Source organism: Streptomyces peucetius (assembly GCF_025854275.1).
In the GTDB taxonomy this organism is placed as follows: domain Bacteria; phylum Actinomycetota; class Actinomycetes; order Streptomycetales; family Streptomycetaceae; genus Streptomyces; species Streptomyces peucetius_A.
In genome coordinates, this window is sequence record NZ_CP107567.1 from 2,244,830 (window position 1) to 2,269,631 (window position 24,802).

Annotated in this window: 23 protein-coding genes, 1 pseudogene and 1 riboswitch; of the genes and pseudogenes, 14 read left to right on the forward strand and 10 right to left on the reverse strand. The window is 73.7% G+C overall.

Translation table 11 applies throughout. The features are described 5' to 3' along the window. The first annotated feature begins 360 nt into the window (after positions 1 to 360). The 3 genes from OGH68_RS10310 to OGH68_RS10320 all read left to right on the forward strand — a co-directional run bounded on the left by OGH68_RS10310 (position 361) and on the right by OGH68_RS10320 (position 3,652). Positions 361 to 1,032, forward strand: coding sequence for an O-methyltransferase (locus tag OGH68_RS10310; protein ID WP_264243078.1), 672 nt, complete (start codon positions 361 to 363; stop codon positions 1,030 to 1,032). A 555-nt stretch (positions 1,033 to 1,587) separates the two neighbouring features. Beyond that, on the forward strand, positions 1,588 to 3,258 hold the full coding sequence (locus OGH68_RS10315; RefSeq protein ID WP_264243054.1) for an IS1182 family transposase: 1,671 nt from the start codon (positions 1,588 to 1,590) through the stop codon (positions 3,256 to 3,258). A gap of 61 nt (positions 3,259 to 3,319) precedes the next feature. After that, positions 3,320 to 3,652 carry an antibiotic biosynthesis monooxygenase family protein gene (locus OGH68_RS10320; protein WP_264243079.1) on the forward strand — a complete coding sequence of 111 codons (333 nt, stop codon included), beginning with the start codon at positions 3,320 to 3,322 and terminating at the stop codon, positions 3,650 to 3,652. A gap of 23 nt (positions 3,653 to 3,675) precedes the next feature. Here OGH68_RS10320 and OGH68_RS10325 read toward each other — a convergent pair whose 3' ends face one another. Together OGH68_RS10325 and OGH68_RS10330 are read right to left on the reverse strand one after the other, a co-directional pair. Beyond that, positions 3,676 to 4,161 (reverse strand): hypothetical protein, encoded by a 486-nt coding sequence (locus tag OGH68_RS10325; protein WP_264243080.1) that lies wholly within the window; start codon positions 4,159 to 4,161, stop codon positions 3,676 to 3,678. Further along, positions 4,161 to 4,808, reverse strand: a complete 648-nt coding sequence (locus OGH68_RS10330) for a hypothetical protein (RefSeq protein ID WP_264243081.1) — start codon at positions 4,806 to 4,808, stop codon at positions 4,161 to 4,163. The genes OGH68_RS10325 and OGH68_RS10330 overlap by 1 nt, the downstream gene beginning before the upstream one ends. Positions 4,809 to 4,924: 116 nt before the next feature. Between OGH68_RS10330 and OGH68_RS10335 the strand changes: the two genes are divergently transcribed. After that, positions 4,925 to 5,413, forward strand: a complete 489-nt coding sequence (locus OGH68_RS10335; protein ID WP_264243082.1) for a GNAT family N-acetyltransferase — start codon at positions 4,925 to 4,927, stop codon at positions 5,411 to 5,413. Between the two features lie 53 nt (positions 5,414 to 5,466). Here OGH68_RS10335 and OGH68_RS10340 read toward each other — a convergent pair whose 3' ends face one another. Continuing rightward, positions 5,467 to 7,536, reverse strand: coding sequence for an MDR family MFS transporter (locus OGH68_RS10340; protein WP_264243083.1), 2,070 nt, complete (start codon positions 7,534 to 7,536; stop codon positions 5,467 to 5,469). 158 nt (positions 7,537 to 7,694) lie between these two features. Between OGH68_RS10340 and OGH68_RS10345 the strand changes: the two genes are divergently transcribed. Both OGH68_RS10345 and OGH68_RS10350 read left to right on the forward strand, forming a co-directional pair. Continuing rightward, positions 7,695 to 8,996 carry a peptidoglycan-binding protein gene (locus tag OGH68_RS10345; protein WP_264243084.1) on the forward strand — a complete coding sequence of 434 codons (1,302 nt, stop codon included), beginning with the start codon at positions 7,695 to 7,697 and terminating at the stop codon, positions 8,994 to 8,996. Positions 8,997 to 9,115: 119 nt separating this feature from the next. After that, positions 9,116 to 9,772 carry an HAD-IA family hydrolase gene (locus OGH68_RS10350; RefSeq protein ID WP_264243085.1) on the forward strand — a complete coding sequence of 219 codons (657 nt, stop codon included), beginning with the start codon at positions 9,116 to 9,118 and terminating at the stop codon, positions 9,770 to 9,772. 49 nt (positions 9,773 to 9,821) lie between these two features. Here OGH68_RS10350 and OGH68_RS10355 read toward each other — a convergent pair whose 3' ends face one another. Next, positions 9,822 to 10,406 (reverse strand): TMEM165/GDT1 family protein, encoded by a 585-nt coding sequence (locus tag OGH68_RS10355; RefSeq protein ID WP_264243086.1) that lies wholly within the window; start codon positions 10,404 to 10,406, stop codon positions 9,822 to 9,824. A 250-nt stretch (positions 10,407 to 10,656) separates the two neighbouring features. Further along, positions 10,657 to 11,409, reverse strand: coding sequence for an ABC transporter permease (locus tag OGH68_RS10360; RefSeq protein WP_264243087.1), 753 nt, complete (start codon positions 11,407 to 11,409; stop codon positions 10,657 to 10,659). Positions 11,410 to 11,575: 166 nt separating this feature from the next. Here OGH68_RS10360 and OGH68_RS10365 point away from each other — a divergent pair, with 166 nt between their 5' ends. From OGH68_RS10365 to OGH68_RS10380, 4 genes are all read left to right on the forward strand, one after another. Continuing rightward, positions 11,576 to 12,262 (forward strand): HNH endonuclease family protein, encoded by a 687-nt coding sequence (locus OGH68_RS10365; protein WP_264243088.1) that lies wholly within the window; start codon positions 11,576 to 11,578, stop codon positions 12,260 to 12,262. 570 nt (positions 12,263 to 12,832) lie between these two features. Then, the gene (locus OGH68_RS10370; RefSeq protein ID WP_264243089.1) at positions 12,833 to 14,560 is read left to right on the forward strand and encodes an alkaline phosphatase D family protein; all 1,728 of its coding nucleotides are present in this window, start codon (positions 12,833 to 12,835) and stop codon (positions 14,558 to 14,560) included. Positions 14,561 to 14,935: 375 nt separating this feature from the next. Then, positions 14,936 to 15,403: a DoxX family protein gene (locus OGH68_RS10375; protein WP_264243090.1), complete on the forward strand. Its 468-nt coding sequence runs from the start codon at positions 14,936 to 14,938 to the stop codon at positions 15,401 to 15,403. A 226-nt stretch (positions 15,404 to 15,629) separates the two neighbouring features. Next, the gene (locus OGH68_RS10380) at positions 15,630 to 16,295 is read left to right on the forward strand and encodes a DedA family protein (protein ID WP_264243091.1); all 666 of its coding nucleotides are present in this window, start codon (positions 15,630 to 15,632) and stop codon (positions 16,293 to 16,295) included. On the opposite strand, the gene OGH68_RS10385 is transcribed toward OGH68_RS10380, so the two are convergent. Further along, the gene (locus tag OGH68_RS10385) at positions 16,249 to 16,569 is read right to left on the reverse strand and encodes a DUF2277 domain-containing protein (RefSeq protein WP_264243092.1); all 321 of its coding nucleotides are present in this window, start codon (positions 16,567 to 16,569) and stop codon (positions 16,249 to 16,251) included. The genes OGH68_RS10380 and OGH68_RS10385 overlap by 47 nt on opposite strands. A 189-nt stretch (positions 16,570 to 16,758) precedes the next feature. On the opposite strand from OGH68_RS10385, the gene cbiE reads away from it, so the two are divergent. The 3 genes and pseudogenes from cbiE to OGH68_RS36145 all read left to right on the forward strand — a co-directional run. Beyond that, positions 16,759 to 17,997, forward strand: a complete 1,239-nt coding sequence (cbiE, locus tag OGH68_RS10390) for a precorrin-6y C5,15-methyltransferase (decarboxylating) subunit CbiE (RefSeq protein WP_264243093.1) — start codon at positions 16,759 to 16,761, stop codon at positions 17,995 to 17,997. Continuing rightward, positions 17,994 to 18,746, forward strand: a complete 753-nt coding sequence (cobM, locus tag OGH68_RS10395; RefSeq protein WP_264243094.1) for a precorrin-4 C(11)-methyltransferase — start codon at positions 17,994 to 17,996, stop codon at positions 18,744 to 18,746. Before cbiE ends, cobM begins: the two co-directional genes overlap by 4 nt. A gap of 93 nt (positions 18,747 to 18,839) precedes the next feature. Continuing rightward, a pseudogene (locus OGH68_RS36145) lies at positions 18,840 to 19,043 on the forward strand (DoxX family membrane protein); the annotation flags it as partial. A gap of 229 nt (positions 19,044 to 19,272) precedes the next feature. Here the strand turns inward: OGH68_RS36145 and OGH68_RS10405 are convergent. Beyond that, positions 19,273 to 20,397, reverse strand: a complete 1,125-nt coding sequence (locus OGH68_RS10405; protein ID WP_264243095.1) for a cobalt-precorrin-5B (C(1))-methyltransferase — start codon at positions 20,395 to 20,397, stop codon at positions 19,273 to 19,275. A 12-nt stretch (positions 20,398 to 20,409) separates the two neighbouring features. Here OGH68_RS10405 and OGH68_RS10410 point away from each other — a divergent pair, with 12 nt between their 5' ends. Continuing rightward, positions 20,410 to 21,150 (forward strand): cobalt-precorrin-6A reductase, encoded by a 741-nt coding sequence (locus OGH68_RS10410; RefSeq protein ID WP_264250000.1) that lies wholly within the window; start codon positions 20,410 to 20,412, stop codon positions 21,148 to 21,150. On the opposite strand, the gene OGH68_RS10415 is transcribed toward OGH68_RS10410, so the two are convergent. The 3 genes from OGH68_RS10415 to cobG are packed head-to-tail and all read right to left on the reverse strand — an operon-like array spanning position 21,138 to position 24,591. Then, a complete protein-coding gene (locus OGH68_RS10415) occupies positions 21,138 to 22,634 on the reverse strand; it encodes a precorrin-2 C(20)-methyltransferase (RefSeq protein ID WP_264243096.1) in 1,497 nt (498 codons plus the stop codon). The genes OGH68_RS10410 and OGH68_RS10415 overlap by 13 nt on opposite strands. Continuing rightward, positions 22,631 to 23,257, reverse strand: a complete 627-nt coding sequence (locus tag OGH68_RS10420; RefSeq protein ID WP_264250002.1) for a precorrin-8X methylmutase — start codon at positions 23,255 to 23,257, stop codon at positions 22,631 to 22,633. The genes OGH68_RS10415 and OGH68_RS10420 overlap by 4 nt, the downstream gene beginning before the upstream one ends. An 11-nt stretch (positions 23,258 to 23,268) precedes the next feature. Further along, complete coding sequence (gene cobG, locus OGH68_RS10425; RefSeq protein ID WP_413470959.1) at positions 23,269 to 24,591, reverse strand: precorrin-3B synthase; 1,323 nt, start codon at positions 24,589 to 24,591, stop codon at positions 23,269 to 23,271. A gap of 136 nt (positions 24,592 to 24,727) precedes the next feature. Then, positions 24,728 to 24,800, forward strand: a riboswitch (cobalamin riboswitch). The last annotated feature ends 2 nt before the right edge of the window (positions 24,801 to 24,802 follow it).

The window sequence follows — 24,802 nt, forward strand, 5'->3', positions numbered from 1 at the left end:
GGAAGACCCACGCAACCCTCTGTTCGCCTGACTGTCACCCCCTCCGTCCACGCGCAACGGCCGAAATGTGCCGTGCCGGTCGTGTGGGGAACGGCTCCGTCCGGGCCGGGACCGCTGCTGTTCACGGTGCCGTCACAGAAGGTATGCGGGGGAACATACAAGAATTCGGGTCACGCGCGCGGCTGGTCACGGCGGCGCCGACGGCGCTGATGCTCCGGATCGGTTCACCGGTCGGCCCGGCCCGTGCCGGTGCATGGGGAGCGCCGGAGGTGGTCGTCGTGGCTCTGCCGGTGTGATGCGAACGGGTGAGACGACTCGGGCAGGTACCGGTGGCCGCGCCGTGAACGTAGGTTGCACGGTATGACCAACGATCAATGGCAGGCCGTCGACGGCTACATCAGCGATCTCCTCGTTCCCCAGGACGAGGCCCTGACCGAAGCCCTCGCCGCGAGCGACGCGGCGGGGCTGCCCGCGATCAGTGTGGCGCCCAACCAGGGCAAGCTGCTGCATCTGCTGGCCCGTACGCAAGGCGCGCGCACGGCGCTGGAGATCGGCACGCTGGGCGGCTACAGCACGATCTGGCTGGCGCGGGCGCTGCCGGCCGACGGGCGGCTGATCTCGCTCGAGTACGACCCGGCCCACGCGGACGTCGCCCGCGCGAACATCGCGCGGGCCGGCCTGGACAAGGTCGCCGAGGTCCGCACCGGCGCGGCCCTCGACACCCTGCCCCGCATCGCCGCGGAACCCGGCGCCGGCCCCTTCGACCTCGTCTTCATCGACGCGGACAAACGCAACAACCCGCGTTACGTGGAGTGGGCGCTGCGCCTGACCAGCCCCGGCAGTCTGATCATCGTCGACAACGTGGTGCGCGGCGGGGCCGTCGTCGACGGCTCCAGCGAGGACCCGTCGATCGTCGGGACGCGGGAGATGTTCGAACTCGTGGCGCGTGAGCCGAGGCTGGACGCGACGGCGGTGCAGACGGTGGGGGTGAAGGGGTACGACGGGTTGCTGGTGGCGCGGGTCATCGCGTGACGGGCGCGGGGGCGGGGCCTGGGCCTGGACGCCTGCGGCGGTCTCTGTCCCCCCACCCCCCGCCCCTTCCCGAACGGAGGCTCCGCCGCGGACCCCGGCCGGTGGGCCGATGGCCCGGCCCCCAGGGCGCGGCACCGTGACCCGTTCGGCCTGGCTGCCGTGCGCGTGCCGCTGCACGGCAATCCCGCCCGCCCGACCGTCGGAAACCGATCAGGCCACGCCGACGATCGAGCGCCGCGCGGAGCGCGGCCCGGCGTCCGGGTGGCACAGGGCGACGCCACGCCGGGGCTCGGGAGCGCCGGGTGGCACAGGACTCGGGCGTGGCCCGGGGCAGGGAGGACCCGTGGTCCGGGACGGCACGGATCCGAACGGTCCTCGTGGCACAAGGCACCGGGCCGGGAACGGGGTTCGGGGCGGGGTCCGACGCACCAAGGACACGCGCGGCCCCCGTCCGGGGAGGGATGCCGTTGGCTAATCCGGGGCCGGGCGTGACGTCGGCCTTCAAAACCTGGTTGTGGTCTTGAAGGCCGACGTTGTCGTTTGGGGAGGGTGTCGATGTCGATGCAGCCGGAGGAGCCGGGGGATGTTCCGGCGGAGACGGTGCGGGTGGCTCGGGCGGCATTCCCGAAGGGGAGTCTGGCGATCCGGCTCCGGGACGAGCTGGGGGTGCTGTTCACCGATGAGCAGTTCGCCGGTCTGTTCCCGGCCCGGGGGAAGCCCGCGGTGTCGCCGGGCCGGCTGGCGCTGGTGTCGGTGCTCCAGTTCGCCGAGGGCCTGCCCGACCGGCAGGCGGCCTTGGCGGTGCGGGCCCGGATCGATTGGAAGTACGCCCTGGGCCTGGAACTGACCGATGCGGGGTTCGACTACTCCGTGCTGTGCGAGTTCCGTGCCCGGCTGGTCGAGGCCGAGGCCGGGCAAATGGTCTTCGACCGGGTCCTGGACGCCGCCCGGCAGGCGGGTGTGCTGAAGCCGCCGGGGCGAGCGCGGACGGACTCCACGCATGTGCTGGCCGCGATCCGGTCGCTGAACCGGCTGGAGTTCGTCATCGAGACACTGCGGGCGGCGCTCAACGCGGTCGCGGCAGCCGCCCCTGAGTGGCTGACCGGCCATGCCGATCCGGCATGGTTCGACCGGTATGCCGCCCGGCCGGAGGACTACTGGCTGCCCTCGGGCCGCGGCAGGCGCACTGAGCTGGCGGAACAGACCGGCCGGGACGGAATGCGCCTGCTCACCAACGTGCACGCCGCTCACGCGCCCTGCTGGCTGCGCGAGCTGCCCGCCGTCCAGATTCTGCGTCGCGCGTGGGTGCAGCAGTACGCGGTCGACATGGAGGGCGAGGTGAGGTGGCGGGACCCAAAAGAGTGCCCGCCGGGCGCTTTGCGCCTGGTCAGTCCCTATGACACCGAGGCCCGCGCGAGCGTGAAGCGCGACATCAAATGGGACGGGTTCAAAGTCCATCTCACCGAGACCTGCGACCCGGACACTGTTCACCTGATCACGAACGTGCTGACCAGCGACGCCACCGTCCCCGACATCAAGGCCACCGACACCGTCCACGACAGTCTCGCCGACAAAGACCTGTTGCCCGGCGAACACCTGCTGGACGCGGGCTACCTCGACGGTCCCCGCATCGTCACCGCCCAGACCCGGCACGACGTCACCCTGACCGGCCCCATCGCAGGCAACACCACCGCCCAGGCCGCCGGACCCTACGGGCAGGATGCGTTCACCGTGGACTGGGACAACAAGACCGTGACCTGCCCGAACGGCATGACCACCAGCCAGTGGCGTGACGCGCTCTCGCACCGCGGCACCCCTGTCATCCGGATCCAGTTCTCACCCAAGGACTGCCGCTCCTGCCCCTCCCGGCCCCAGTGCATCAACTCAACCACCCGGCCCCACCGGGAGATCACGCTCCGGCCCCGCGCCGAACACGAAGCAATCCGGCAGGCCCGCGCCGCAGAGGGAACCCCCGAGTGGCGGGAACGCTACGCGGCCCGCAACGGCATCGAGGGCACCATCTCCCACGCCGTCCGAGTCACCGGCCTGCGCCAATGCCGCTACCACGGGCTCGCCAAGACCCGGCTCCAGCACCAACTCACCGCGACCGCGATCAACCTCGCACGCATGGACGCCTGGAGCACCAACAGGCCCCGAGCCCGAACCCGCACCTCCCACCTGACAGCACTTCGCCCCGCCGAGCACAAGCTCAACGGGGCGAATTAGCCAACGGCATCCCGGGGAGGGGCGAGGCAGGAGGGAGGGCTGCTTGCGGGAAGATGGGCGCATGAGCATCGTGAAGATCAACGTCCTGACCGTCCCCGACGAACAGCGTGACGTCCTCGAGAAGCGTTTCGCCTCCCGCGCCGGCGCCGTCGAGAGTTCCGACGGGTTCGAGTGGTTCGAGCTGCTGCGGCCCGTCGAGGGGACCGACCAGTACCTGGTCTACACGCGCTGGCGCGACGAGGCCTCGTTCCAGGCGTGGATGGAGGGGCCGATGAAGGCCGCCCACCAGGGCGGCGGCGCGCAGGGCGGTGGCGGCGAGCGTCCCAAGCCCGCCGCCACCGGGTCCACCGTGTGGTCGTTCGAGGTCGTGCAGCAGGCCGCGCCCAAGGCGTGAAGGCATGACCGGCCGGCTGCCCGTCAGGTCCGCAGCAGCCGCTCGGTCACCTCGCGATACCTGCGCAGCGCGATCCGCAGCTCCTCCGTGTCCTCCGCGGCCGTGGACGCCCGCAGCGCCCGCCGGCGTTCCGCGAGGGACTCGGTGAGCCGGTCGCCGGTGTCGTCGAGGATGTCGGCCGCCTCGGCGACGGCGCGACGCGGATCGTCGACGAAGCCGGCCTGCGCGTGGTGAAGGCGCTGTTCGATCCGGTCGCGCTCGTCCGTGGGCAGCAGCCCCGGGCCGGGGGCGGTGGCCGGGGTGTCCCCGCCCGGTTCGAGGACGGGCTTCAGCGGCTCGTCCACGGGGCCGGGCCGGGCCGTGTGGGACGCGGTGCGTTCGCTGCGGTCTGCGGACTGCCTGCCGTCCCGCCCGCTCGGCGCGGCGGGGACGTGGGTTTCACCCGCGTCGCCGAGGGGGCCGGGCGGAACGGCAGTCGGAGGCAGGTCCTCGCGGTGCTGGTGTCGCATCACGCGCCACTCCCCCTCGGCCGCAGCAGGTGCCCTCGCCCGTGGCCGCGGCCCTGGCTCTGCCCGTGGCCGGGCCGGTGGCGGCCGTGGTCCACGGCACGGTCCGCGACCAGGTCGTCGAAGAGTTCACGCGCGTCCACCATCGCCTCGCGCAGCCCCTCCGTGCTCGCGCCGGAGTCGGCGCGTGCGGCACGGTGCACTTCGCGGTAGCCCTCGATGTGGCGGGGGTGGTGGACGGAGAGCGCGGCGAGTTGGTCCTCGTAGCGGCCGGCGTCCGGGAAGCCGCGGTCGGCGGCGAGGCGGCCGAGGAGCTGGTCGGCGTCGGCGACGGCCCTGCGCGGGGAGTCGACGAAGCGTTCCTGCACGGCGGCCCATTCGGCGTCGTACTGTTCCCGCACTCCGGGCGCGAGCGGCCGGGGCGTGAGGTCTCCGTGGCGCCGTACGCGGTCCTGCAGTTCGCGGTCCGTCGCCTTGGCGTCGCCGTCGTGGCGGGCGAGGACCCGGTCGTACTCGGGTCCGAAGCGCCGGTGCAGCGCCCGGCGGCCGCCGCCGTGTGCACTGCGGCGGCGTGCGTAGAGCGCACCGGCGATGATCAGGAGAACGGCGACCACCGCGACGACGATCAGAACTGAGGTCAGTGTTGACATGAGTCACCTTCCGGGTCTGACCCTTGGGCGGACGCTCGCTGTTCGCGAGCGTGCATAGCTGCGAGTAACCGGGAAATGGTTGGCCAAACAACGACCGCCCGGGATACAGAAGTCGCATGACCCTCTGGACCCTGGCCGCCGAGCCGTTCGACTCCCCCGACGCCACCGCGCTGCGGCGCGCGTACTACCACGATGTGGCGAGCCGATACTGGGGCCGGCCCGCGACCACCGAAGAGGTCGACGACGGGCTCACGGGCGACGGCGCCGAGCAGCTGACACCGCCCACGGGCCGGTTCGTCGTCGGCCGGTACGGCGGCGAGGCGGCGGCCTGCGGCGGGGTGCTGATGCTGGACGACGAACGCGCCGAACTCACGCGGGTGTTCCTGCGGCACGACTTCCGCGGCCGGGGCGGCGCCGGTCTGCTGATGGAGAGGCTCGAGCACGAGGCCCGCGTGCTCGGCGCCCGCCGGATGGTGCTCAACACCCGCCTGGATCTGGTCGAGGCCCGCGCGCTGTACGTCCGGCACGGCTACGCGGAGATACCGGCGTACTGCACCGGCCCGTACATGGAAATCTGGTACGGCAAGGAGCTCAAGGATCTCTGAGCCCGGTACGAGCGGGGTGCGGGCCGGGTGCGAGCCGAGCGTGGGCCGAGAGGTCAGACGACCGGGTGGCCTCGGTGCGGGGCCTCGTGGTCGCGGCGCGGCTCGGGGCTGTGCGGCCGCTCGTCGTCGGAGCCGCACAGTTCCAAGTTCAGCTCGTGGACCAGCTGTACGAGGTCGGTCGGCCGGTCCGGGCCCCACCAGTCGCCGAGCAGTTCGGCGAGCGAGTCCTCACGCGCCTGCGCCAGGCGCACGGCCGCCTCCGCTCCCCGGTCGGTGAGCATCAGCTCGAGGCCCTCGCGGCGGGCGAGGCCACTCCCCTCGACCTGGCGGGCGGCCTCCGTGATGGCCCGCAGCGGCACCGGCGTGGCCTCGGCGAGCAGGGCCGGTTCGACGACGCCGTGGCGCTTCATGCGCAGCAGCAGCCAGCTCGAGGCGGGCAGCAGGTCGTAACCGGCCCGTTCGGTGATCTTCTCGTAGATGTGCCGCCGGCCCTCGCGGGAGCCGAGCAGCGACAGGGCCCGCGCGACCTCGTCGTGGGAGGAGCGCTCGACGGGGTTGGAGGCCAGCGTCTCCGTCGGGTCGGGTGCGGTCACCGAGGCGCGCAGCTTGTCCTCCTTGAGGAACCAGGCGATGAGGAAGGCGAGCACGACGACCGGCACGGCGTACAGGAAGACGTCGGTGATGGACGTGGAGTACGCGTGCAGCACCGACGGACGCAGGTCGGCCGGCAGCTCCGCGATGGCACGCGGGTCGGCGGCCAGCTCAGCGGGCCCGGCGCCGGGCGGGACCGGGCGGCCAGCGAGGGCGTCGGTGAGCTTGTGCTCCAGCCGGTTGGTGAAGATCGTGCCGAAGATCGCGACGCCGAACGAGGCACCGATGGAACGGAAGAACGTCGCACCGGACGTGGCGACGCCGAGGTCCTCGTAACCGACGGCGTTCTGCACGACGAGGACGAGGACCTGCATGACGAGGCCGAGTCCGGCGCCGAAGACGAAGAAGAACAGGCTCGTCTGCCAGGTGGAGCTGGACTCCCGGAGCTGGTGGAGCAGCAGCAGTCCGAGGGCCGTGACCGCCGTGCCCAGGATGGGGAAGACCTTCCAGCGGCCGGTACGGCTGACGATCTGCCCGGACGCGGTCGAGGTGATCAGCAGGCCGAACACCATCGGCAGCATGTGCACGCCGGACATGGTCGGTGAGATGCCCTGGACGACTTGGAGGAACGTCGGCAGGTACGTCATCGCGCCGAACATCGCGAAGCCGATCACGAAGCTGATGACGGCGACGAGCGTGAAGGTCCTGATCCGGAACAGCTTCAGCGGCAGGACCGGTTCGGCCGCGTTGCGTTCGACGGCGACGAACACGGCGAGGAGCACGGCTCCGAGGACGGCGAGAGCGATGATCTGCGCCGAGCCCCAGGCCCAGGTCGTGCCGCCGAGGGAGGCGACGAGGACGAGGCAGGTGGCGGCGGAGGCGATGAGGAAGGTGCCGAGGTAGTCGATGGTGTGACGGGTCTTCCGTACCGGGATGTGCAGCATGGCGGCGATGACGAGCAGGGCGACGACGCCGATGGGCAGATTGATGTAGAAGACCCAGCGCCAGGTGAGGTGTTCGGTGAAGAAGCCGCCGAGGAGTGGCCCGAGGACGCTCGTGGCCCCGAAGACCGCGCCGAACAGCCCCTGGTACTTGCCGCGTTCACGGGGCGGTACGAGGTCCCCGACGATGGCCATCGACAACACCATCAGCCCGCCGCCGCCAAGGCCCTGGACCGCGCGGAAGACGATCAGCTGGGGCATGTCCTGGGCGATGCCGCACAGGGCGGAGCCGATCAGGAAGATGACGATGGCCGTCTGGAACAGCTTCTTGCGGCCGTACTGGTCGCCGAGCTTTCCCCACAGCGGAGTGGCGGCGGTCGCGGCGAGCATGTAGGCCGTGACCACCCATGAGAGATGGTCCATGCCGCCGAGTTCGCTGACGATCGTCGGCAGCGCGGTGGCGACGATCGTCTGGTCGAGGGCGGCAAGCAGCATTCCCAGCAGCAGCGCGCCGATGGCGACGAGGACCGTCCGCCGTGCCTGCCCCTCGGGGGCGGGCCCCACCTGAGCGGTGCTCACTTCCTGGGCCATGCCGTTCTCCTCGGTCCGGTGACGCTGCGTTCCCTCCCCATCGTGGTGGGTCTGCCCGCTTATGGCCCGCCGAGAGGCGCGCGGAGGCCGGTGGGGCGTTGGGTGCCGCATGGGACGGCTGCATAATCGGCGGCATTCGAAGGGGAGGGGAACCGGCAATGACCGGAAACAGATGCCCGAAGTGCGCCAGACCGCGGAACCCGGACGGCAGCGCCGGGCCCGGCTGCGACTGCTCCGAGCGCGCGGGGGCGGCGCTCCGTGCGGAGCGGGAGGCGGAGATCGCGGCGGCGGAGGACTTCGACCCGCTGCGGATCAGGCCGTACGTGACACTGGAGAGCCTCCAGGCGGACCCGCCACCGGCCGCGGGGGCGCAGGGCATGGGGGACGGTCCGGCGCCGGGCGCGCCGGTCACGGGAGCGGAGGGATACGCGCCGACCGCCGACGGCGCGCCGCGTCCGGCGCAGCCGGCAGGCGCACCGGACGGGTACGGGGCGGGGCCCGTGGCGGGGCACGGGCCGGGCGCCGAGACGGTGGCGCCTCCGCCGACGGCGCATCCGGGCGGTCGGGGGCCGCATGCGGACGCCGGGACGGCGGCCGGCGCGGTGTCCGGGTCCGGCACGGACGCGAGGCCGGCGGCCGGGGCGGCGGCCGGCGCCCATGGGCACGACCGGGCCGGGGCGGGCGCCGTGCCCGGGGCCGGGCACCCGGACGGCGCGTCTCGGCGCGCCGATGACGACACCGCGGTGCTGCGGGTCGTCGGCCCGGGGCCGATGCCCGAGGCCGTGGGGGACACCACGGAGCCGCTGGACCTCTACGTCGCCGGCTCCGCCGCGCAGCCGCCTCCCCGGCGACGCCGCGCGCTCGCGGGGATCGTCGTCGGGGCGGCGGCCGTCGCCGTGGTGGGGACGGCGGCGTTCGCCGGCGGGCTGTTCTCCGGCGACGACGAACGGGACCGCGCCCTGCCGCCGGACACCCGCAGCAGCGCCCCGAGCGGCAGCGCCGAGCCGGACGCGCCGTCCGAGTCGGTCTCCCCCAGCGCGTCGGCGTCCGCGTCGCCCTCGGCGTCCCCGTCGGTTTCGGCGTCCCCGTCGACCTCCGCCTCGGCGAGCGCCACGCCGACGCCGACGGCTTCGCCCACGACGGCTTCCGCGGCCCCGCCGCCGCCCTCCATGCCGACGTCCACGGCGCGGGAGAACGGCACGGTGTCCGAGTCACCGAGGAGCAGGCCGGACGACGTGGGCACGCTGCGCCGGGGCGACAGCGGACCAGCCGTCACGGAGCTTCAGTTGCGACTCGCCCAGGTGGGGCTCTTTCGGGAGGAGGACGCGGACGGCCGGTACGACGGCGACGTCGAGGAAGCCGTGCGGCGCTTCCAGTGGTGGAAGGGCCAGAACAACCCGGACGGCGTGTACGACCCCCCTACCCGCCGCGCGCTGGAGGCCGAGACGCGCGAACCGTGAGCCGGGGTTGGCGTCTCGGCCCCTGTTTTTGTATCGTGAAGGAACAAAGTGGTTCCGCCCGTACTCCCTGACCGGCGGGCGGAGCCACTTGTTCCCTTTCGTCGCGCTCTGGAGCCCGTATGACGACCGCCCTGACCGCTCGCGCCCTCCTGCTGGACATGGACGGCACCCTCGTCAACTCGGACGCCGTGGTGGAGCGTGTCTGGCGGAACTGGGCGACCGAGCACGGGCTGGACGCCGACGAGGCGCTCAAGGTCGTCCACGGCCGGCAGGGCTGGGCCACGATGGCGGCGCTGCTCCCGGACCGCCCCATGGAGCAGAACCGCGCCGACAACCTCGTACTGCTCGCCCAGGAGACGTCCGACACCGACGGTGTGATCCCCGTCGCCGGCGCCCCCGCCTTCATGGCCGCCGTCGCCCGCCTGCCGCACGCCCTGGTCACCTCGGCCGACCTCGCGCTGGCCACGGCCCGCATGAACGCGGCCGGGCTGCCGATGCCGCAGGTGCGCGTGACGGCCGAGTGCGTCGGTGCGAGCAAGCCGGATCCCGAGGGCTTCCTCAAGGGCGCGGCCGAACTGGGCTTCTCTCCTGCGGACTGTGTGGCGTTCGAGGACTCGGAGGCCGGCATCACGGCCGCCCGCGCTGCGGGCATGCGCGTGGTCGGTGTGGGGCCCCGCGCGCTGGCGATGGCACCGGACCTCCACGTACCGGACCTCACACACCTCGCCGTGACCGCGCACGCGGACGGCACGATCACACTGAGCGCCACCGCCTGAGACGCGCCGGCCGGGCCGTCGCGGCCCGGCCCCGTCCGCCGTCGCGGCACTAGCCGGCGATCGCCTCGAAGAGGCTGAAGCCCGCCAGCGCCAGCATCAGGCACGCCCCGACCCTGGTGATCAGCTTCAGCGGTACGTACTTCATCAGCGTGCGGCCGCCCACGATTCCGATGCCCGCGACCGCCCAGAGCGCCAGTACCGCGCCGATGCCGACCGAGACGGGGTTGTCGTAACGGGCGGCGAGATTGGCGGTCATGATCTGGGTGAGGTCGCCGAACTCCGCGACGAGGATCAGCATGAAGCCCGCTCCGGAGACCTTCCAGAAGGACTGGTCGGCCGGGGCCTTGATGGTCTCCTCGTCATCGTCGTCCTTCTTCAGCAGCAGCATCAGTGCGCCCGCCAGGAAGAGGAGACCCACCACGGCCTGCACCAGGCGGTGCGGCAGCAGGGTCAGCACGCTGCCCGCGGCGATGGCGAGCGCGACATGGACGGCGAACGCGGCCGCGACGCCGGCGAAGACGTAGGAGGCGCGGTAGCGGGTGCCCAGCATCAGACCGGCGAGCGCGGTCTTGTCGGGCAGTTCGGCGAGGAACAAGACGCCGAAGGTGATCGCCATGACGGTGAAGCTGATCACGGGGTGAACCTCAATCGGTCGGGCGCGGCCCTGCCGAGAGTCCTGAGCGTTTCAGGGGTCGCTTCGGCACGGCAGCACCATGAATACGTCCATGCATGGGCACTGCGGCCGAAGGTCTCGCTGGCCGTCCTCCGATCGAGGCGGCCTCCGGGCGCCGGCCGGGCACGAGGCCCAGCAGTGTGTCGACGGTCCGGCGAAGAGCTACTCCCCTTCTGCACCACACAGCCTACGCGATGCCCCCGTACGGCCGTCAGGGCCCTTGGTCCCGGGACGAACGGTGCAGACGTCCCCTCGCCACCAGCTCCAGGACCAGCGACACGGCGACCGCCTGCACCGCCATCAGCGCGACCAGCACGAACAGCTGGACGGCGCCCGCCTCCACCGGTGACGCGCCGCCCAGGAGCATGCCGACGAACGCGCCCGGAAGAGTGACGAGGCCCACGGTCCTGGTCTGGTCGAGGCCGGGGAGCATCGCGTCGGAGGCGGGCTTCCGGGCGACCTCCAGGCGGGCGTCGCGGTCGGCGAGTCCGAGGGCCAGGCCCGCCTCCACCTCGCCGCGGCGCTGCTCCAGCTCGTCCAGCGCCCGCCGGCCGCCGACCGCCGTCACGGTCAGGGCCCCGCCGATGAGGATGCCGGTCACGGGGATGAGCGTGATGCCCTTCACCGGTACGAGTCCGGTGAGCAGCAACGCGGTCACGACGGGCAGCACGCCCGCGGCGATCGGCAGTCCGGCCCACCACCAGGTGCCGTTGGCGGTGATGCGCCGGCCGGCGGTCCGGACGGCGACCGCGTACATGAGGACGAGGAAGGCGAGCAGCAGCGGTACGGAGCGGACGACCCAGCCGATCACCGCGGAGACGGCGGCGAGTTGGACCGCGGCGCGCACGCCCGCGACGACGATCTCGCGCGAACGCCCGAGGTGGGCAAGAGCCGCCACGGTCGCCGCGGCGGCCAGCAGGACGGCCAGTACGGCCCCGAGGGTGAGGTTGACCGGCAGGAGCACGCGGCAACCCTACGACGCCGCACGTGCCGTGCTGGTGCGTCAGAACCCTTGATGTGACGTGTTCATGTCGCCACTCTGTTACCTGGCGCCCATCCCCAGGCAACCCTGCGCCGCCAGCATGGCCATGCCCGCACGGCCAAGCTCCCCCCACCTCAGAGGAGTTCACATGTCAGGTGTCTACGCGCGTCGAAGCCGCGGCGCCGGTGCCGGTTCCGGTTCCGCCGCCCGCCGAATAGGCGTGCTCGCCGCCGCCTCGGCCCTCGCCACGACCGGCCTGCTGGCCACCGCCCCCACCGCGCAGGCCGCACCGCCCACCCCCGTCAGTGCCTCCACCGCCCGCAGCTACCTCAGCCAGCTGACCGTGTCGGCGGAGGGCTCCTCCTCCGGCTACAGCCGTGACCTCTTCCCGCACTGGATCACCCAGTCGGGCTCCTGCAACACCCGCGAGGTCGTCCTCGAGCGCGACGGCACGAACGTCGTCCAGAGCTCCACCTGCGCGGCGACCAGCGGCCGTTGGTACTCCCCCTACGACGGCGCCACCTGGTACGCGGCCTCCGACGTCGACATCGACCACATCGTCCCGCTGGCGGAGGCCTGGCGCTCCGGCGCGAGCAGCTGGACCACGTCCAAGCGCCAGCAGTTCGCCAACGACCTGACCCGCCCTCAGCTCATCGCCGTCACGGACAACGTCAACCAGTCCAAGGGCGACCAGGACCCGGCGGAGTGGATGCCGCCGCGGAGCTCGTACCACTGCTTCTACGCGCGGATGTGGGTGCACACGAAGTACTACTGGAAGCTGAAGGTCGACTCGGCGGAGAAGAGTGCGCTGCAGTCGGTCCTGAACGGCTGCTGACCCCGCCCGGGGCGCCGCCCCCGGGCCCCCGCGCCTCGATTGGGGCCACCGCGCGAAGCGCCGCCCCGGGGTCCGGGGCGGCGCGCGGCACGGGCCCGCGGGCGGAGCGCCGAACACCGCCCCGAGGGCGGATCGGGGCGGAGCCCCAGCACCGCACCCGAGCGCGTACCGGAGTCCGGGGCGGAGCCCCAGCACCGCACGCGGAGCGCGGTGCCGGGGTCCGGGGCTTGCCCCGCCACGCGGCGGAGGCGCCAGCGCGCACGCGGAGCGCGTACCGGGGCCCGGGGCGGAGCCGCCAGCCCCGCACCCGAGCGCGTACCGGAGTCCGGGGCGGAGCCCCAGCACCGCACGCGGAGCGCGGTACCGGGGTCAGGGGCTTGCCCCGCCACGCGGCGGAGGCGCACATCGGTACAGCGGGGAGGGGCAGGGTGGGGGACAAGCCCGCCGCAGGCGCCACGCACCCGCACCCGCGCCGCCCACCCCCACCCGCAAGGACACGCGCATCCCGCGGAACCCCTCCACCCCCCTGGCTCGTTCCGTACCGTACGGGGCGACAGGAAGGGGCACGACATGACCCGGCTGCGCCTGGGACCACTGCTGCGGCACGTCGACTGGGAGACGGGGACCGCCGCGACCGTCTGGGTCGAGGCCGACCGCGCCTGCACCGCCGAGGTCCGCTGCGACCAGGGCGGATCGGGCTCGGCGCGCACGTTCCTGATCGCCGGGCACCACTACGCCCTGGTCCCGGTGACGGGCCTGACACCGGGCTCCTCGACCGCGTACGAGGTGCTGCTCGACGGCGAGCGCGTCTGGCCGCCGGAGGACTCCGCGCTCCCGCCGAGCACGATCCGCACCCCGGCCCCGGCCCCGGACGCTGACACCGTGCGCGTCACCTTCGGCTCCTGCCGCTGGGCGGCACGCCCCGCCCGCGGGCACGACCCGGTGGGACCGGACGCCCTCGACACGCTCGCGGTACGTCTCGCCGCCGCGCCGGAGGGCGAGCGCCCGGACGTGCTGCTCCTGCTCGGCGACCAGGTGTACGCGGACGAGACGTCCGACGCGACCGGCGCCCGGCTGGCCGCCCGGCGCGACCTCGACGTGCCGCCGGGCAGCGGGGTGGCCGACTACGAGGAGTACACCTGGCTGTACGACGAGTCCTGGCGCGACCCGGACGTCCGCTGGCTGCTCTCCACCGTGCCCAGCTGCATGATCTTCGACGACCACGACGTCATCGACGACTGGAACACCAGCACGGCGTGGCTCGCCGACATGCGGGCGACTCCTTGGTGGCAGGAACGGATCGTCAGCGCGCTGATGTCGTACTGGGTGTATCAGCACCTGGGCAACCTCTCCCCGACCGAGCTCGCGGCCGACCCGCTGTACGAGGCGGTGCGGTCGGTGCCGGACGGCACCGCGATCCTGCGGGCCTTCGCGGAGAAGGCCGACCGTGACGCGACCTCCGTGCGCTGGAGCTACCGCCGTGACTTCGGCCGCACCCGGCTGCTGATGATCGACACCAGGGCCGCCCGGGTGCTGGACGAGCAGAGCAGGTCGATGCTCGACCCGGGCGAGGCCCAGTGGCTGCGAGAACAGGCGCTGGACGCACCGGGCTCGTTCGACCATCTCCTCATCGGCACCTCGCTGCCCTGGCTGCTGCCGCCCCTGGTGCACCATGCGGAGGCCTGGAACGCGGCCCTGTGCCGCGGCGCGAGGGGCGAGCGGTGGGCGCGCTTCGGCGAGCAGCTGCGCCGCCATGCGGATCTGGAGCACTGGTCGGCGTTCCCGTCCTCCTTCGAGAGACTGACGCGGCTGATCACGAAGGTGGGCAGCGGCCCCGACGCGCCGGCGACGGTGTGCGTGCTGTCGGGCGACGTCCATCACGCGTACGTGGCGGAGCCGGACTGGGTGCACGGGCCCGATCGCCCCGATTCCGTGGCCCGGCCGGACGCGCGAGTGCTCCAGCTGACGTGCTCGCCCGTGCACAACTCCATCCCCCGCCCGGTGAGGCTCGGCTTCCGGTTCGGCTGGAGCGGTGTGGGGCGGCGCCTCGGGCGCGTCTTCGCCCGGCACGGGCGCACCGGCATGCCTCTCGTGCGCTGGCGCCGTACGGGCGGGCCGTGGTTCGGCAACCAGCTGATGACGCTGACGCTGCGCGGGCGTTCGGCGTCACTGCGTCTGGAGCAGGCACGCGCGGAGCGCGGGGACGGCAGCCGCGGCCGGCTGACGACTCTCTTCGAACGCCCGCTGACGGAGACGGACGGCACCCAGACGACAGACCGGCCGACGGACGGCTCCTGACGTCCCGCGCCGCCCGTACGGACCGCGCCTCCCAGCCCCCGGCGAACCGGCCGGGCGGGCGGCCGGCCTCACACGTAAGCGCCGGTTTCCCGCCAAAACACGGTGCCCTTGGCCAAGGCGGCCCCCTGGGCGACGTGCCCGATATTCCGTGGGCCGAGGTCACGAAACCCGGAGAACACCGGATCACCCCACGTCGTGGGCCGTGCCGTGCCGGGCCCGGCCCGCCGGTACGGCCGGAACACGAGATGACGAAAAGGAGAAGCCGCGGCCGGAATCAGCCGACCAGGAGATGTTGAACTTGCAAGTAATGATAAGGTCTGCCTAACCTGTAGCTCCCCTCATCGGTTCTGTCCCCGAAACCGAAGGAGCCACGACGTGGCCACCCCCACCCTTCCGACCCGCCTGAACCAGGCCCAGCCGTATGCGCTCGGCCTGTTCCGTGCCGTCGTCGGCCTGCTGTTCCTCTGCCACGGAGCCGCGTCCCTGTTCGGCGTCCTCGGCGGCGCCATGGGCGGCGGCACCGTACCGGCCGGCACGTGGCCCGGCTGGTACGCCGCGGTGATCCAGCTGGTCGCCGGCGCCCTGGTGATGCTCGGCCTCGGCACCCGCAGCGCGGCGTTCGTCGCCTCGGGTTCGATGGCGTACGCGTACTTCAAGGTGCACCAGCCCGAGTCGCTGTTCCCGCTCCAGAACGGCGGCGAGGCGTCGGCGATGTTCTGCTGGGCGTTCCTGCTGCTGGTCTTCACCGGCCCCGGCGCCCTGGCGCTGGACCGGCTGCTGACGCCGCGCGGCGCGGGCCGCCCGGCCGAGCAGTCCGAGGAGCGGGCGACCGCCGCCGCCTGATCCGTGGACACGCCCTGACGCCCGGCCCCGTCGTCTTTCCGCAAGGGGCCGGGCGTCGGCGTGTCACGCCACGGTCCGTCCGTACGAGCGGTTTCGGCCCGGTGAGGGGCCGGTGAACGCCCTCTGCCGATCTCCCCCGGCGTCCGGGCGTACGCTGTACAGCTGTCCGGCAGCCCAGCCGCTCTCCGCGAGAGCCGTGGCCCTGCGACGAACGGGGAGAGTGAAGGTGCTCGAGAGTATTGGGTCGCTGACCGGCAGCCCATGGATCTACGCCGTCGTGGCGTTGTCCGTGCTCCTCGACGTCTTCCTGCCGGTACTGCCCAGCGGAGTGCTGGTGATCACCGCCGCCACGGCGGCCGCCGCCGGATCGACCGCCGAGGCGGCAGGCACCGCCGCGGTCGCGGGTGCGGCCGGCCAGGTGCCGCGCGAGGTCCCCTCGCTGCTCGTCCTGGTGCTGTGCGCGGCGACCGCCTCCGTGCTCGGCGATCTCGTCGCCTACCGGCTCGCCTGGCGGGGTGGGGACCGGCTCGACCGCGCCATCGCCCGCTCACGCCGGCTGACCCGGGCGCAGGAACGTCTCGGCGCCGCCCTCAGCCGCGGCGGCGGCGCCCTGGTCGTCATCGCACGCTTCGCGCCGGCCGGCCGTTCCGTCGTCTCCCTGGGCGCGGGCGCCGCGCACCGCAAGGTGAAGGACTTTCTGCCGTGGTCGGCCCTGGCCGGTGTCGCCTGGGCCGGATACGCCGTCGGGCTCGGCTGGTTCGGCGGGCAGTGGCTCGGCGCGAGCTGGACGGGCGCGGCCGTCTCCGTGCTCGCGCTGTTCGGTGCGGGGTCCCTCGCCGCCTATGTCATGCGGCGTCCGGCCGATGCACCGGCTCCCGAGCCGGCCGCTTGACGGCGTCCGGGGCGGCGGCCTGCCGCGCCTCGCCGGGGCGGGCGGCCTGCCCGGAGCGCCCGCCCGAGCCGCGCACCTCGAGTCCGTCGAGGAGTCTGCGGGTCGCCTCCGCGATCTCGTCGACGGCCTGCTCGAAGACCTCGCGGTTGTGCGCGGCGGGGGCGCGGAAGCCCGAGACCTTGCGCACGTACTGCAGGGCGGCGGCCCGGACGTCCTCCTCCGTGGCCTCTTCGGGAAGGACGGGTGGACGGAGAGTCTTGATGCTGCGGCACATGCCTCCAGTGTGCCGCGCGCCACTGACACACGGACGGTCCGGCACCGACGGGCGGCGAGCGACAACCACGCGGCAGCCACCCGGCAGCGTGCGGCACCGCCGGTAACCCGGGGGCCCGGAAGGGCCGCGCCGGGCGGCCAGTAGAGTGCGGCTCCGTCCCCTGCCGTTCCGTCGACGAGGTACCGCTCAGTGACCCGCGCACCACGCTCACCAGCAGTAACCGTCGTCGGGATCGGCGCGGACGGCTGGCCCGGACTGTCTCCCGGCGCGCAGGACGCGCTGCGGGACGCGGACGCCGTCATCGGCGCCGCCCGGCAGTTGGAGCTGCTGCCCGCCGGCTGCCCCGCCGAGCGCGTGACCTGGCCCAGCCCGCTGCGCCCCGCCGTCGCCGGCCTGCTCGCCGCGCACGAGGGCCGCAGGCTCGCGGTACTGGCCAGCGGCGACCCGATGTTCTACGGCATCGGCCGGGCGCTGGCCGAGGAACTCGGCCCGGACTCCCTCCGCGTCCTCCCGCACCCTTCCTCCGTCTCGTACGCCTGCGCCCGGCTCGGCTGGCCCGTCGAGGACACCGCGACGGTCACGCTCGTCGGCCGCCCCGCCGGGCAGTTGACCGCCGCGCTGCACGACGGCCGCCGGCTGCTGGTGCTCAGCGCCGGCGCGGACACGCCCGCCGAGGTGGCGGCACTGCTGCGGGACCGCGGCTTCGGCCCGACCCGGATGCGCGTCCTCGAACAACTCGGCGCGCCCGCCGAACGCGCCGTGGACGGCCACGCGGCGACATGGACCGCGCCGCCCGGCGACCCGCTGAACGTCATCGCCCTCGAATGCCGCCGCGACGAAGGCGCGTTGCGGCTGTCCGGCGTACCCGGACTGCCCGACGAGGCGTACGAGCACGACGGGCAGCTCACCAAGCGTCACGTCCGGGCCGCGACGCTCGCCGCGCTCGCCCCTGCCCCCGGCGAACTGCTGTGGGACATCGGCGGCGGCTCCGGCTCCGTCGCCGTCGAGTGGATGCGCACCCACCCCTCCTGCCGGGCCGTCACCGTCGAACGCGACCCGGCGAGGGCCGCGCGCATCGCCCGCAACGCCGACACCCTGGGCGTCCCCGCGCTGCGTGTCGTCACCGGCGCGGCGCCAAACGCGCTGACCGGCCTGCCCACGCCCGACGCGGTGTTCATCGGCGGTGGGCTCACCGCACCGGGGCTGCTGGACGCCTGCTGGGACGCGCTGCCGGCCGGGGGCCGTCTCGTCGCCAACACGGTCACCCTCGAGTCCGAGGCGCTGCTGGCCCGCCGGTACGCACGCCACGGCGGCGAACTCGTCCGCCTGGCCGTCTCGCACGCCGTGCCCGTCGGCGGCTTCACCGGCTGGCGCCAGGCCATGCCCGTCACCCAATGGTCCGTCACCAAAGCAGGAGAGCCCACATGACCGTGTACTTCATCGGGGCGGGCCCCGGCGCCGCCGACCTGATCACCGTCCGCGGGGCGCGCACCCTCGCGTCGTGCGGCGTCTGCCTCTACGCCGGCTCCCTCGTCCCGCGCGAACTCCTCGCCGAGTGCCCGCCGGACGCCCGCCTGGTCGACACCGCCCGGCTCGACCTGGACGCCATCACCGCGGAGGTCGTCCGCGCCCACGAGGAGGGCCACGACGTGGCCCGGCTGCACTCGGGCGACCCGTCGGTCTTCAGCGCCGTCGCCGAGCAGATGCGGCGCCTGGACGCGGCGGGCGTGCCGTACGAGATCGTGCCGGGCGTCCCGGCCTTCGCGGCGGCGGCAGCGGCGCTCAAGCGGGAGCTCACGGTCCCGACCGTCGGCCAGACCGTGATCCTCACCCGCATCGCCCAGCAGGCCACGCCCATGCCGGACGGCGAGGACCTGGCCACCCTCGGCCGCAGCGGCGCGCTCCTCGTCCTCCACCTCGGCGCGCGCTACGTCGACCGGATCGTGTCCGAGCTCGTCCCCCACTACGGCGCCGACTGCCCGGCCGCCGTGGTGGCGATGGCCAGCCGCCCGGACGAGCTCGTCCTGCGCGGAACCCTCGAGGACATCGCGGCCCAGGTGAAGTCGGCGGGCATCACCCGCACCGCGGTCATCCTCGTCGGCCGCGTCCTGGCGGCGACCGGCTTCCGCGACAGCCACCTCTACTCCCCGGAACGCGACCGCCACGAGTGCGCCTGAGACCGGGACCGGACCCGCCGGAGGGGCGGGCCCGGTCCCGCGCAGTAGCCTGAAAGAGGCCATGCGGTGTCAACCCCCGGCCGGACGTCGCTCATGGACGTCCTGGTCCTGATCGGACGCATCCTCTTCGTGGTTCTCTTCCTCGGCTCGGCCCTCAACCACCTCACGCACACGAAACAGACGGCCGGCTACGCCGAAAGCCGCGGCGTCCCCGCCACGCCGGCCGCCCCGCTCACGCTCGCCACCGGCCTGCTGCTGCTGGCCGGCGCGCTGAGCGTGCTGCTCGGCATCTGGGCCGACCTCGGGGCGCTGCTGCTCGCGGTGTTCCTACTGCCGACGCCGTTCGTCATGCACGCGTTCTGGAGGGAGGAGGCGACGCCAGGAGGCGGAGATGCTCCACTTCATGAAGGATCTCGCCCTGTCCGGTGCGGCGTTGATGCTGCTCGCCTTCTTCTCGTACACGGGTCACGAACTGGGCCTGACGCTCACCGGCCCTCTGTTCGGCATCTCCTGGCCTGCCGTCGGCTCACGCTCCCCGCGGCTCCGCCTGCCCCACCACCGTCCCGCCGCGGTCGATGCACACCACGTCCACCGCCACCGGCGCACCCCGCAGCACCGCCAGCGCCTGGTCGCGCGCGGCCGCCGCCACCAGGTCGCCGAGCGGGACGCCGGCCGCACGGCACATCTGCAGCGCCGCCAGCCCCGTGTTGGCGACCGCCACCTCCGCCGCCAGCGCCTCGTCCGCGCCACCCTGCCGGGCCAGCTCGGCCAGGAACGACTTGTCGACCTGGGAGCGGCCGGAGTGCAGGTCCAGATGGCCGGCGGCGAGCTTGGAGAGCTTGGCGAATCCGCCACAGACGGTGAGGCGTTCCACAGGGTGGCGGCGTACGTACTTGAGCACCGCGCCCGCGAAGTCGCCCATGTCGAGCAGCGCGTCCTCCGGCAGCCCGTACAGGGCCACGACGGTCTTCTCGGACGTGGAGCCGGTGCAGCCGGCGAGATGGGTGCGGCCCGCCGCGCGGGCGACGTCCACGCCGCGCCGGATGGAGTCGATCCAGGCCGAGCACGAGTAGGGGACGACGATCCCGGTCGTGCCGAGGACGGAGAGCCCGCCCAGGATGCCGAGCCGGGGGTTCCACGTGGAGCGGGCGATCTCCTCGCCGTGGTCGACGGAGACGGTGATCTCGACGTCCGAGCCACCGCCGTGCCGCGCGGCGACGGCGGCCACGTGGTCACGCATCATCTGCCGCGGTACGGGGTTGATCGCGGGCTCGCCGACGTCGAGGGGCAGCCCGGGCCGGGTGACCGTGCCGACCCCCGGCCCCGCGCGGAAGACGACGCCGGACCCGGCCGGCAGCGGCCGTACCGTCGCGCGGACCAGCGCGCCGTGGGTGACGTCCGGGTCGTCGCCGGCGTCCTTGACGACGCCGGCCATGGCGGAGCCGCCGGTCAGGGACTCGGCGGCCAGCGCGAAGGCCGGGGTCTGCCCCTTGGGCAGGGTGATCGTCACCGGGTCGGGGAAGTCGCCGGTCAGCAGCGCCGTGTACGCCGCGGTCGTCGCCGCCGTCGCGCAGGCACCGGTGGTCCAGCCGGGCCGCAGACCGGTGTGCTTGAGTTGGGCGTCACGCCCGCCACCTGTTCCCGAGCTCATGGACGGACTCCGATGCACGTACTGATCCTCGGCGGTACGACCGAGGCCCGGCGTCTCGCGGAGTCGCTGCACGCCACCTCCGGCGTACGCGTCACGAGCAGCCTCGCCGGCCGGGTCGCCACTCCCAGGATGCCTCCCGGCGAGGTCCGGGTGGGCGGCTTCGGCGGGGCCGGGGGCCTGGCGCGATGGCTGTGCGAGCACGAGGTCGGCGCGGTCATCGACGCCACCCATCCTTTCGCCGGAACGATCAGTTTCAACGCGGCCCGGGCCGCGGCCGACGCCCATGTTCCCCTGCTGGCGCTGCGCCGCCCCGGCTGGGTCCCGGCCGACGGGGACGACTGGCACCCGGCCGGCTCCCTGGAGGAGGCCGCGGAGGCGGCCCGCACGCTCGGCCGCAGGGTGTTCCTGACCACCGGCCGCATGGGCCTCGCCTCCTTCGCGCACATCGACGACGTCTGGTTCCTGGTGAGGTCCGTCGACGCCCCCGACGGCCCGTGCCCGCCGCGGCTGGAGGTGCTGCTGGACCGGGGGCCGTTCACCCTCGACGGCGAGCGGGACCTGCTGCGCCGCCACCGGATCGACGTGCTCGTCACCAAGGACAGCGGCGGCGCGGCGACCGCGCCGAAGCTGACGGCCGCGCGGGAGGCGGGCGTGCCCGTGGTGATCGTGCGCCGCCCGCCGGTCCCGGACGGGGTGCCGGTCGCGGCCGGCCCCGAGGAGGCCGCCGCCTGGCTGGCGGCCTACTCCGGGTAGCGCCGCGGCGTCCAGACGATCTCCTCGCCGTCACCCCTGCGCACCACCTGCGTCTGCGAGGATCCGATCAGCAGGATCGTGCGCATGTCGACCTGCGCCGGATCGAGTTCGCCGAGCCGTACGATCCGTACGCTCTCCTCCGGCCCGCCGATGTCCCGGCCGAGCACGACGGGAGTGTCGGGCGCCCGGTGCCCGAGGAGCAGTTCGCGGGCCTTGCCGACCTGCCAGGTGCGGCTGCGGGAGCCGGGATTGTAGAGGGCGAGGACCAGATCGGCGGCGGCCGCGGCGGCCAGCCGTTCCGCGATGACCTCCCACGGCTTGAGCCGGTCGGACAGGGAGACGACCGCGTAGTCGTGGCCGAGCGGCGCACCGGCCTTCGCGGCGGCGGCGTTGGCGGCGGTGACGCCGGGGAGCACCCGTACGGGCACGTCCTTGTACGCGTCCTGGGACGCCACTTCCAGCACGGCGGTGGCCATGGCGAAGACGCCCGGGTCGCCGCCGGAGACGACCGCGACGCGCCTCCCGCGCCTGGCGAGGTCGAGCGCGAACTCGGCACGCTCGGACTCGACCTTGTTGTCGGAGCCGTGCCGGATCTGTCCGGGCCGCTGCGGCACCCGGTCCACGTAGGTGGTGTAGCCGACGAGTTCGTCCGCGTCGGCGAGCGCGCGCCGGGTCTCGGGGGTGAGCCACAGGGGGCCCGCGGGCCCGGTGCCGACGACCACGACCTCGCCGCGGCCGGCGGCCGGGCGGGGGTTGGCGATACGGCTGGGCACGACGGCCACGGAGAAGTAGGGAACCGACTCCGGGTCGATGTCCGCGAGTTGCCCGGTGCGCTCGCCGCTCATGGTGGCGCGTTCGACGTAACGGGCCTCTTCGAGGCGTCCGGACGTCTCCATCGCCCGGCGGACGGCGGGGAAGGTGCGGCCGAGTTTCATCACCACCGCCGAGTCGGTCGCGGCGAGGCGAGCGGTCAGCTCCTCCTCCGGCAGGGTGCCGGGGATGATCGTCAGCACCTCCTCCGCCTCGCACAGCGGCGTACCGAGCCGGGCCGCCGCGGCGCTCACGGAGGTGACGCCGGGGACGACCTCGGTCGGGTAGCGGTGTGCGAGCCGCTTGTGCATGTGCTGGTACGAGCCGTAGAAGAACGGGTCTCCCTCGGCGAGGACGGCGACCGTACGGCCGGCGTCGAGGTGTGCCGCCAGCCGGGCGGCGGCCTGCTCGTAGAAGTCGTCGAGCGCGCCTCGGTACCCGCCGGGGTGGTCGGTGGTCTCGACCGTGATCGGGTACATCAGGCGCTCCTCGATGTGCTCGGGGCGCAGATGCGGGGCGGCGATCGACCGGGCGATGGACCGGCCGTGGCGGGCGCAGTGGTACGCGATCACGTCGGCCTCCGCGATGACGCGTGCCGCGCGCAGGGTCATCAGCTCCGGGTCGCCGGGGCCGAGCCCGACGCCGTACAGCCGGCCTGTCTTCTGCTCGCTCATTCCGCCTCGCTCGCGATCGCGTTGACTGCGGCGGCGGCCATCGCGCTGCCGCCGCGGCGTCCGCGCACCACCAGGTGCTCGAGGCCGGACGGGTGCGCGGCGAGCGCCTCCTTGGACTCGGCGGCGCCGATGAAGCCGACGGGCACTCCGATGACCGCCGCCGGGCGCGGTGCGCCCTCCTCGATCATCTCCAGCAGCCGGAACAGCGCGGTGGGCGCGTTGCCGACGGCGACCACGGAGCCTTCGAGACGGTCGCGCCACAGTTCGAGGGCGGCGGCGGACCGGGTGGTGCCCAGCTTCGCCGCCAGGTCCGGCACGGACGGGTCGGACAGCGTGCAGATCACATCGTTGTCTGCGGGCAGCCGCTTGCGGGTGACGCCGCTGGCGACCATCTGCGCGTCGCACAGGATCGGCGCGCCGGAGCGCAGGGCGGCGCGGGCGCGGAGGACGACGTCCGGGCTGTGGGCGAGGTCGCGGACGAGATCGACCATTCCGCAGGCGTGGATCATGCGGACCGCGACCTGCGAGACCTCGGCCGGGAGCCCGGCGAGGTCCGCCTCCGCGCGGATCGTGGCAAAGGACTGGCGGTAGATGGCCGCGCCGTCCTTCTCGTACTCGAACACGGTGCTCTCGCTCACTTCGTCGGGGTCTTCGTGGTGGTCTTCGTCGGGGTGGTGGTGCGCGCCGCCGCGAGGGCGCCGGCGAGTTCGGGGAGGGGGACGGTACGGGGCGGCGCGCCGGGCGCGGACACCTCGTAGTGGCCGTCGCCGGTCGCGACGACGTCGGCCCAGTCGCCGCGGGGGTGGCCGCAGCGGCGTTCGCAGCCGGACCAGTGGACGGGCAGGCCGCCGGCGCCGGCGGTGAGGAGGGCGGTGGCGTCGGCGCGTACGTCCGCGAGGGACTTGGCGCAGCCGGGGCGCCCGGTGCAGGCGCCGACGCCGAGCCACGGCGAGTCAGGACCGGTGACGAGCCCCGCGTCGGCGAGCGCGGCCGCCTGCTGCCGGCCCGCGCCGGCCACGACGACGCCGCGCCAGGGCGTGACGCGCAACTCCCCGGTGCCGTGCGCGTCCGCGGTGGCGGCGACGAGCCGCCACTGGGCGGCGGTCAGCCGTCCGAGAGGTGCGACCGCGTAGACCCAGCCGGTGCCTGCCCCGGGTGCGGGCGGGCGCTCTCCGCCACCGGCCCGGTCCGCCCCTGGCAGCGCCCCGGCGGGAAACGTCTCGATACCGGCCGACGCGATCCGGCCGACCAGGTCCGCGGTCGACAGCGCGTGCGCCGCCGGGAGTTCGCGGACCCGCCACGCACGCGTGGCACTCGCGGCCGCCGCGTCGAGGAAGGCGTCGGCCGCAAGCAGCATGGCGCGGGGGCCGTCGCCGGCCCGGACACGTACCGCCGCGTCGCCGGCGTCGACCCGCACCCACGCACCGTCCGGTTCTGCGAGCAACATCACATCGGCCGCGAACTCGGCCATGTCCCCCCGGCCGTCGTCCAGGGCGAACAGGAAGCGGCCCGAGAGCTCCGGCGCACGCTCGCTCGCGCACAGCAGCGCGTCCAGTTCCCGCACGAGCGGCTGCACGTCCGGGTGGCCCCGGCCGTCGAGACCGGACAGCGGGGAGGCGACGACATTGCGCACCCGTTCGTGGCGGGGTGCGGGCAGCAGGCCGCAGGCGTCCAGCAGCCGCGCCAACTCCCCTCCGCAGCCCGCTTCGAGGCCCCGCAGCTGAAGGTTGCCCCGGGAGGTGATGTCGAGTGCGCCGTCGCCCAGGCGCTCGGCGGCGTCGGCGAGCACATACGCCTGCGCCGCGCTCAGGACGCCCGCCGGGATGCGGACGCGCGCCAGCGCACCGTCGTCCGCGGTATGCAGACGCAGTGCGCCGGGGCAGGCATCACTGCGGTCCCGGACGGGAGTTACGGGCGTTTCGTCCGTGTCCGGGCGGTTCGAGGGGGCCGGAGGCATGGCGGCGAGCATACCGACCATCACACAGGCCGCCCTCGGCCCCGGCCTGCTCGGGCGCCCTACCCGGCAGGTGACCGCCCCTACTATGCTGCTCGACGGGTCGAACGGCCCACCACCGCCGAAGACGGCGTCAGGGGAGGAAGCCCGGTGAGATTCCGGCGCGGTCCCGCCACTGTGAGCCCGGCACCTGTCGGGTGAGTCAGGAACTCCC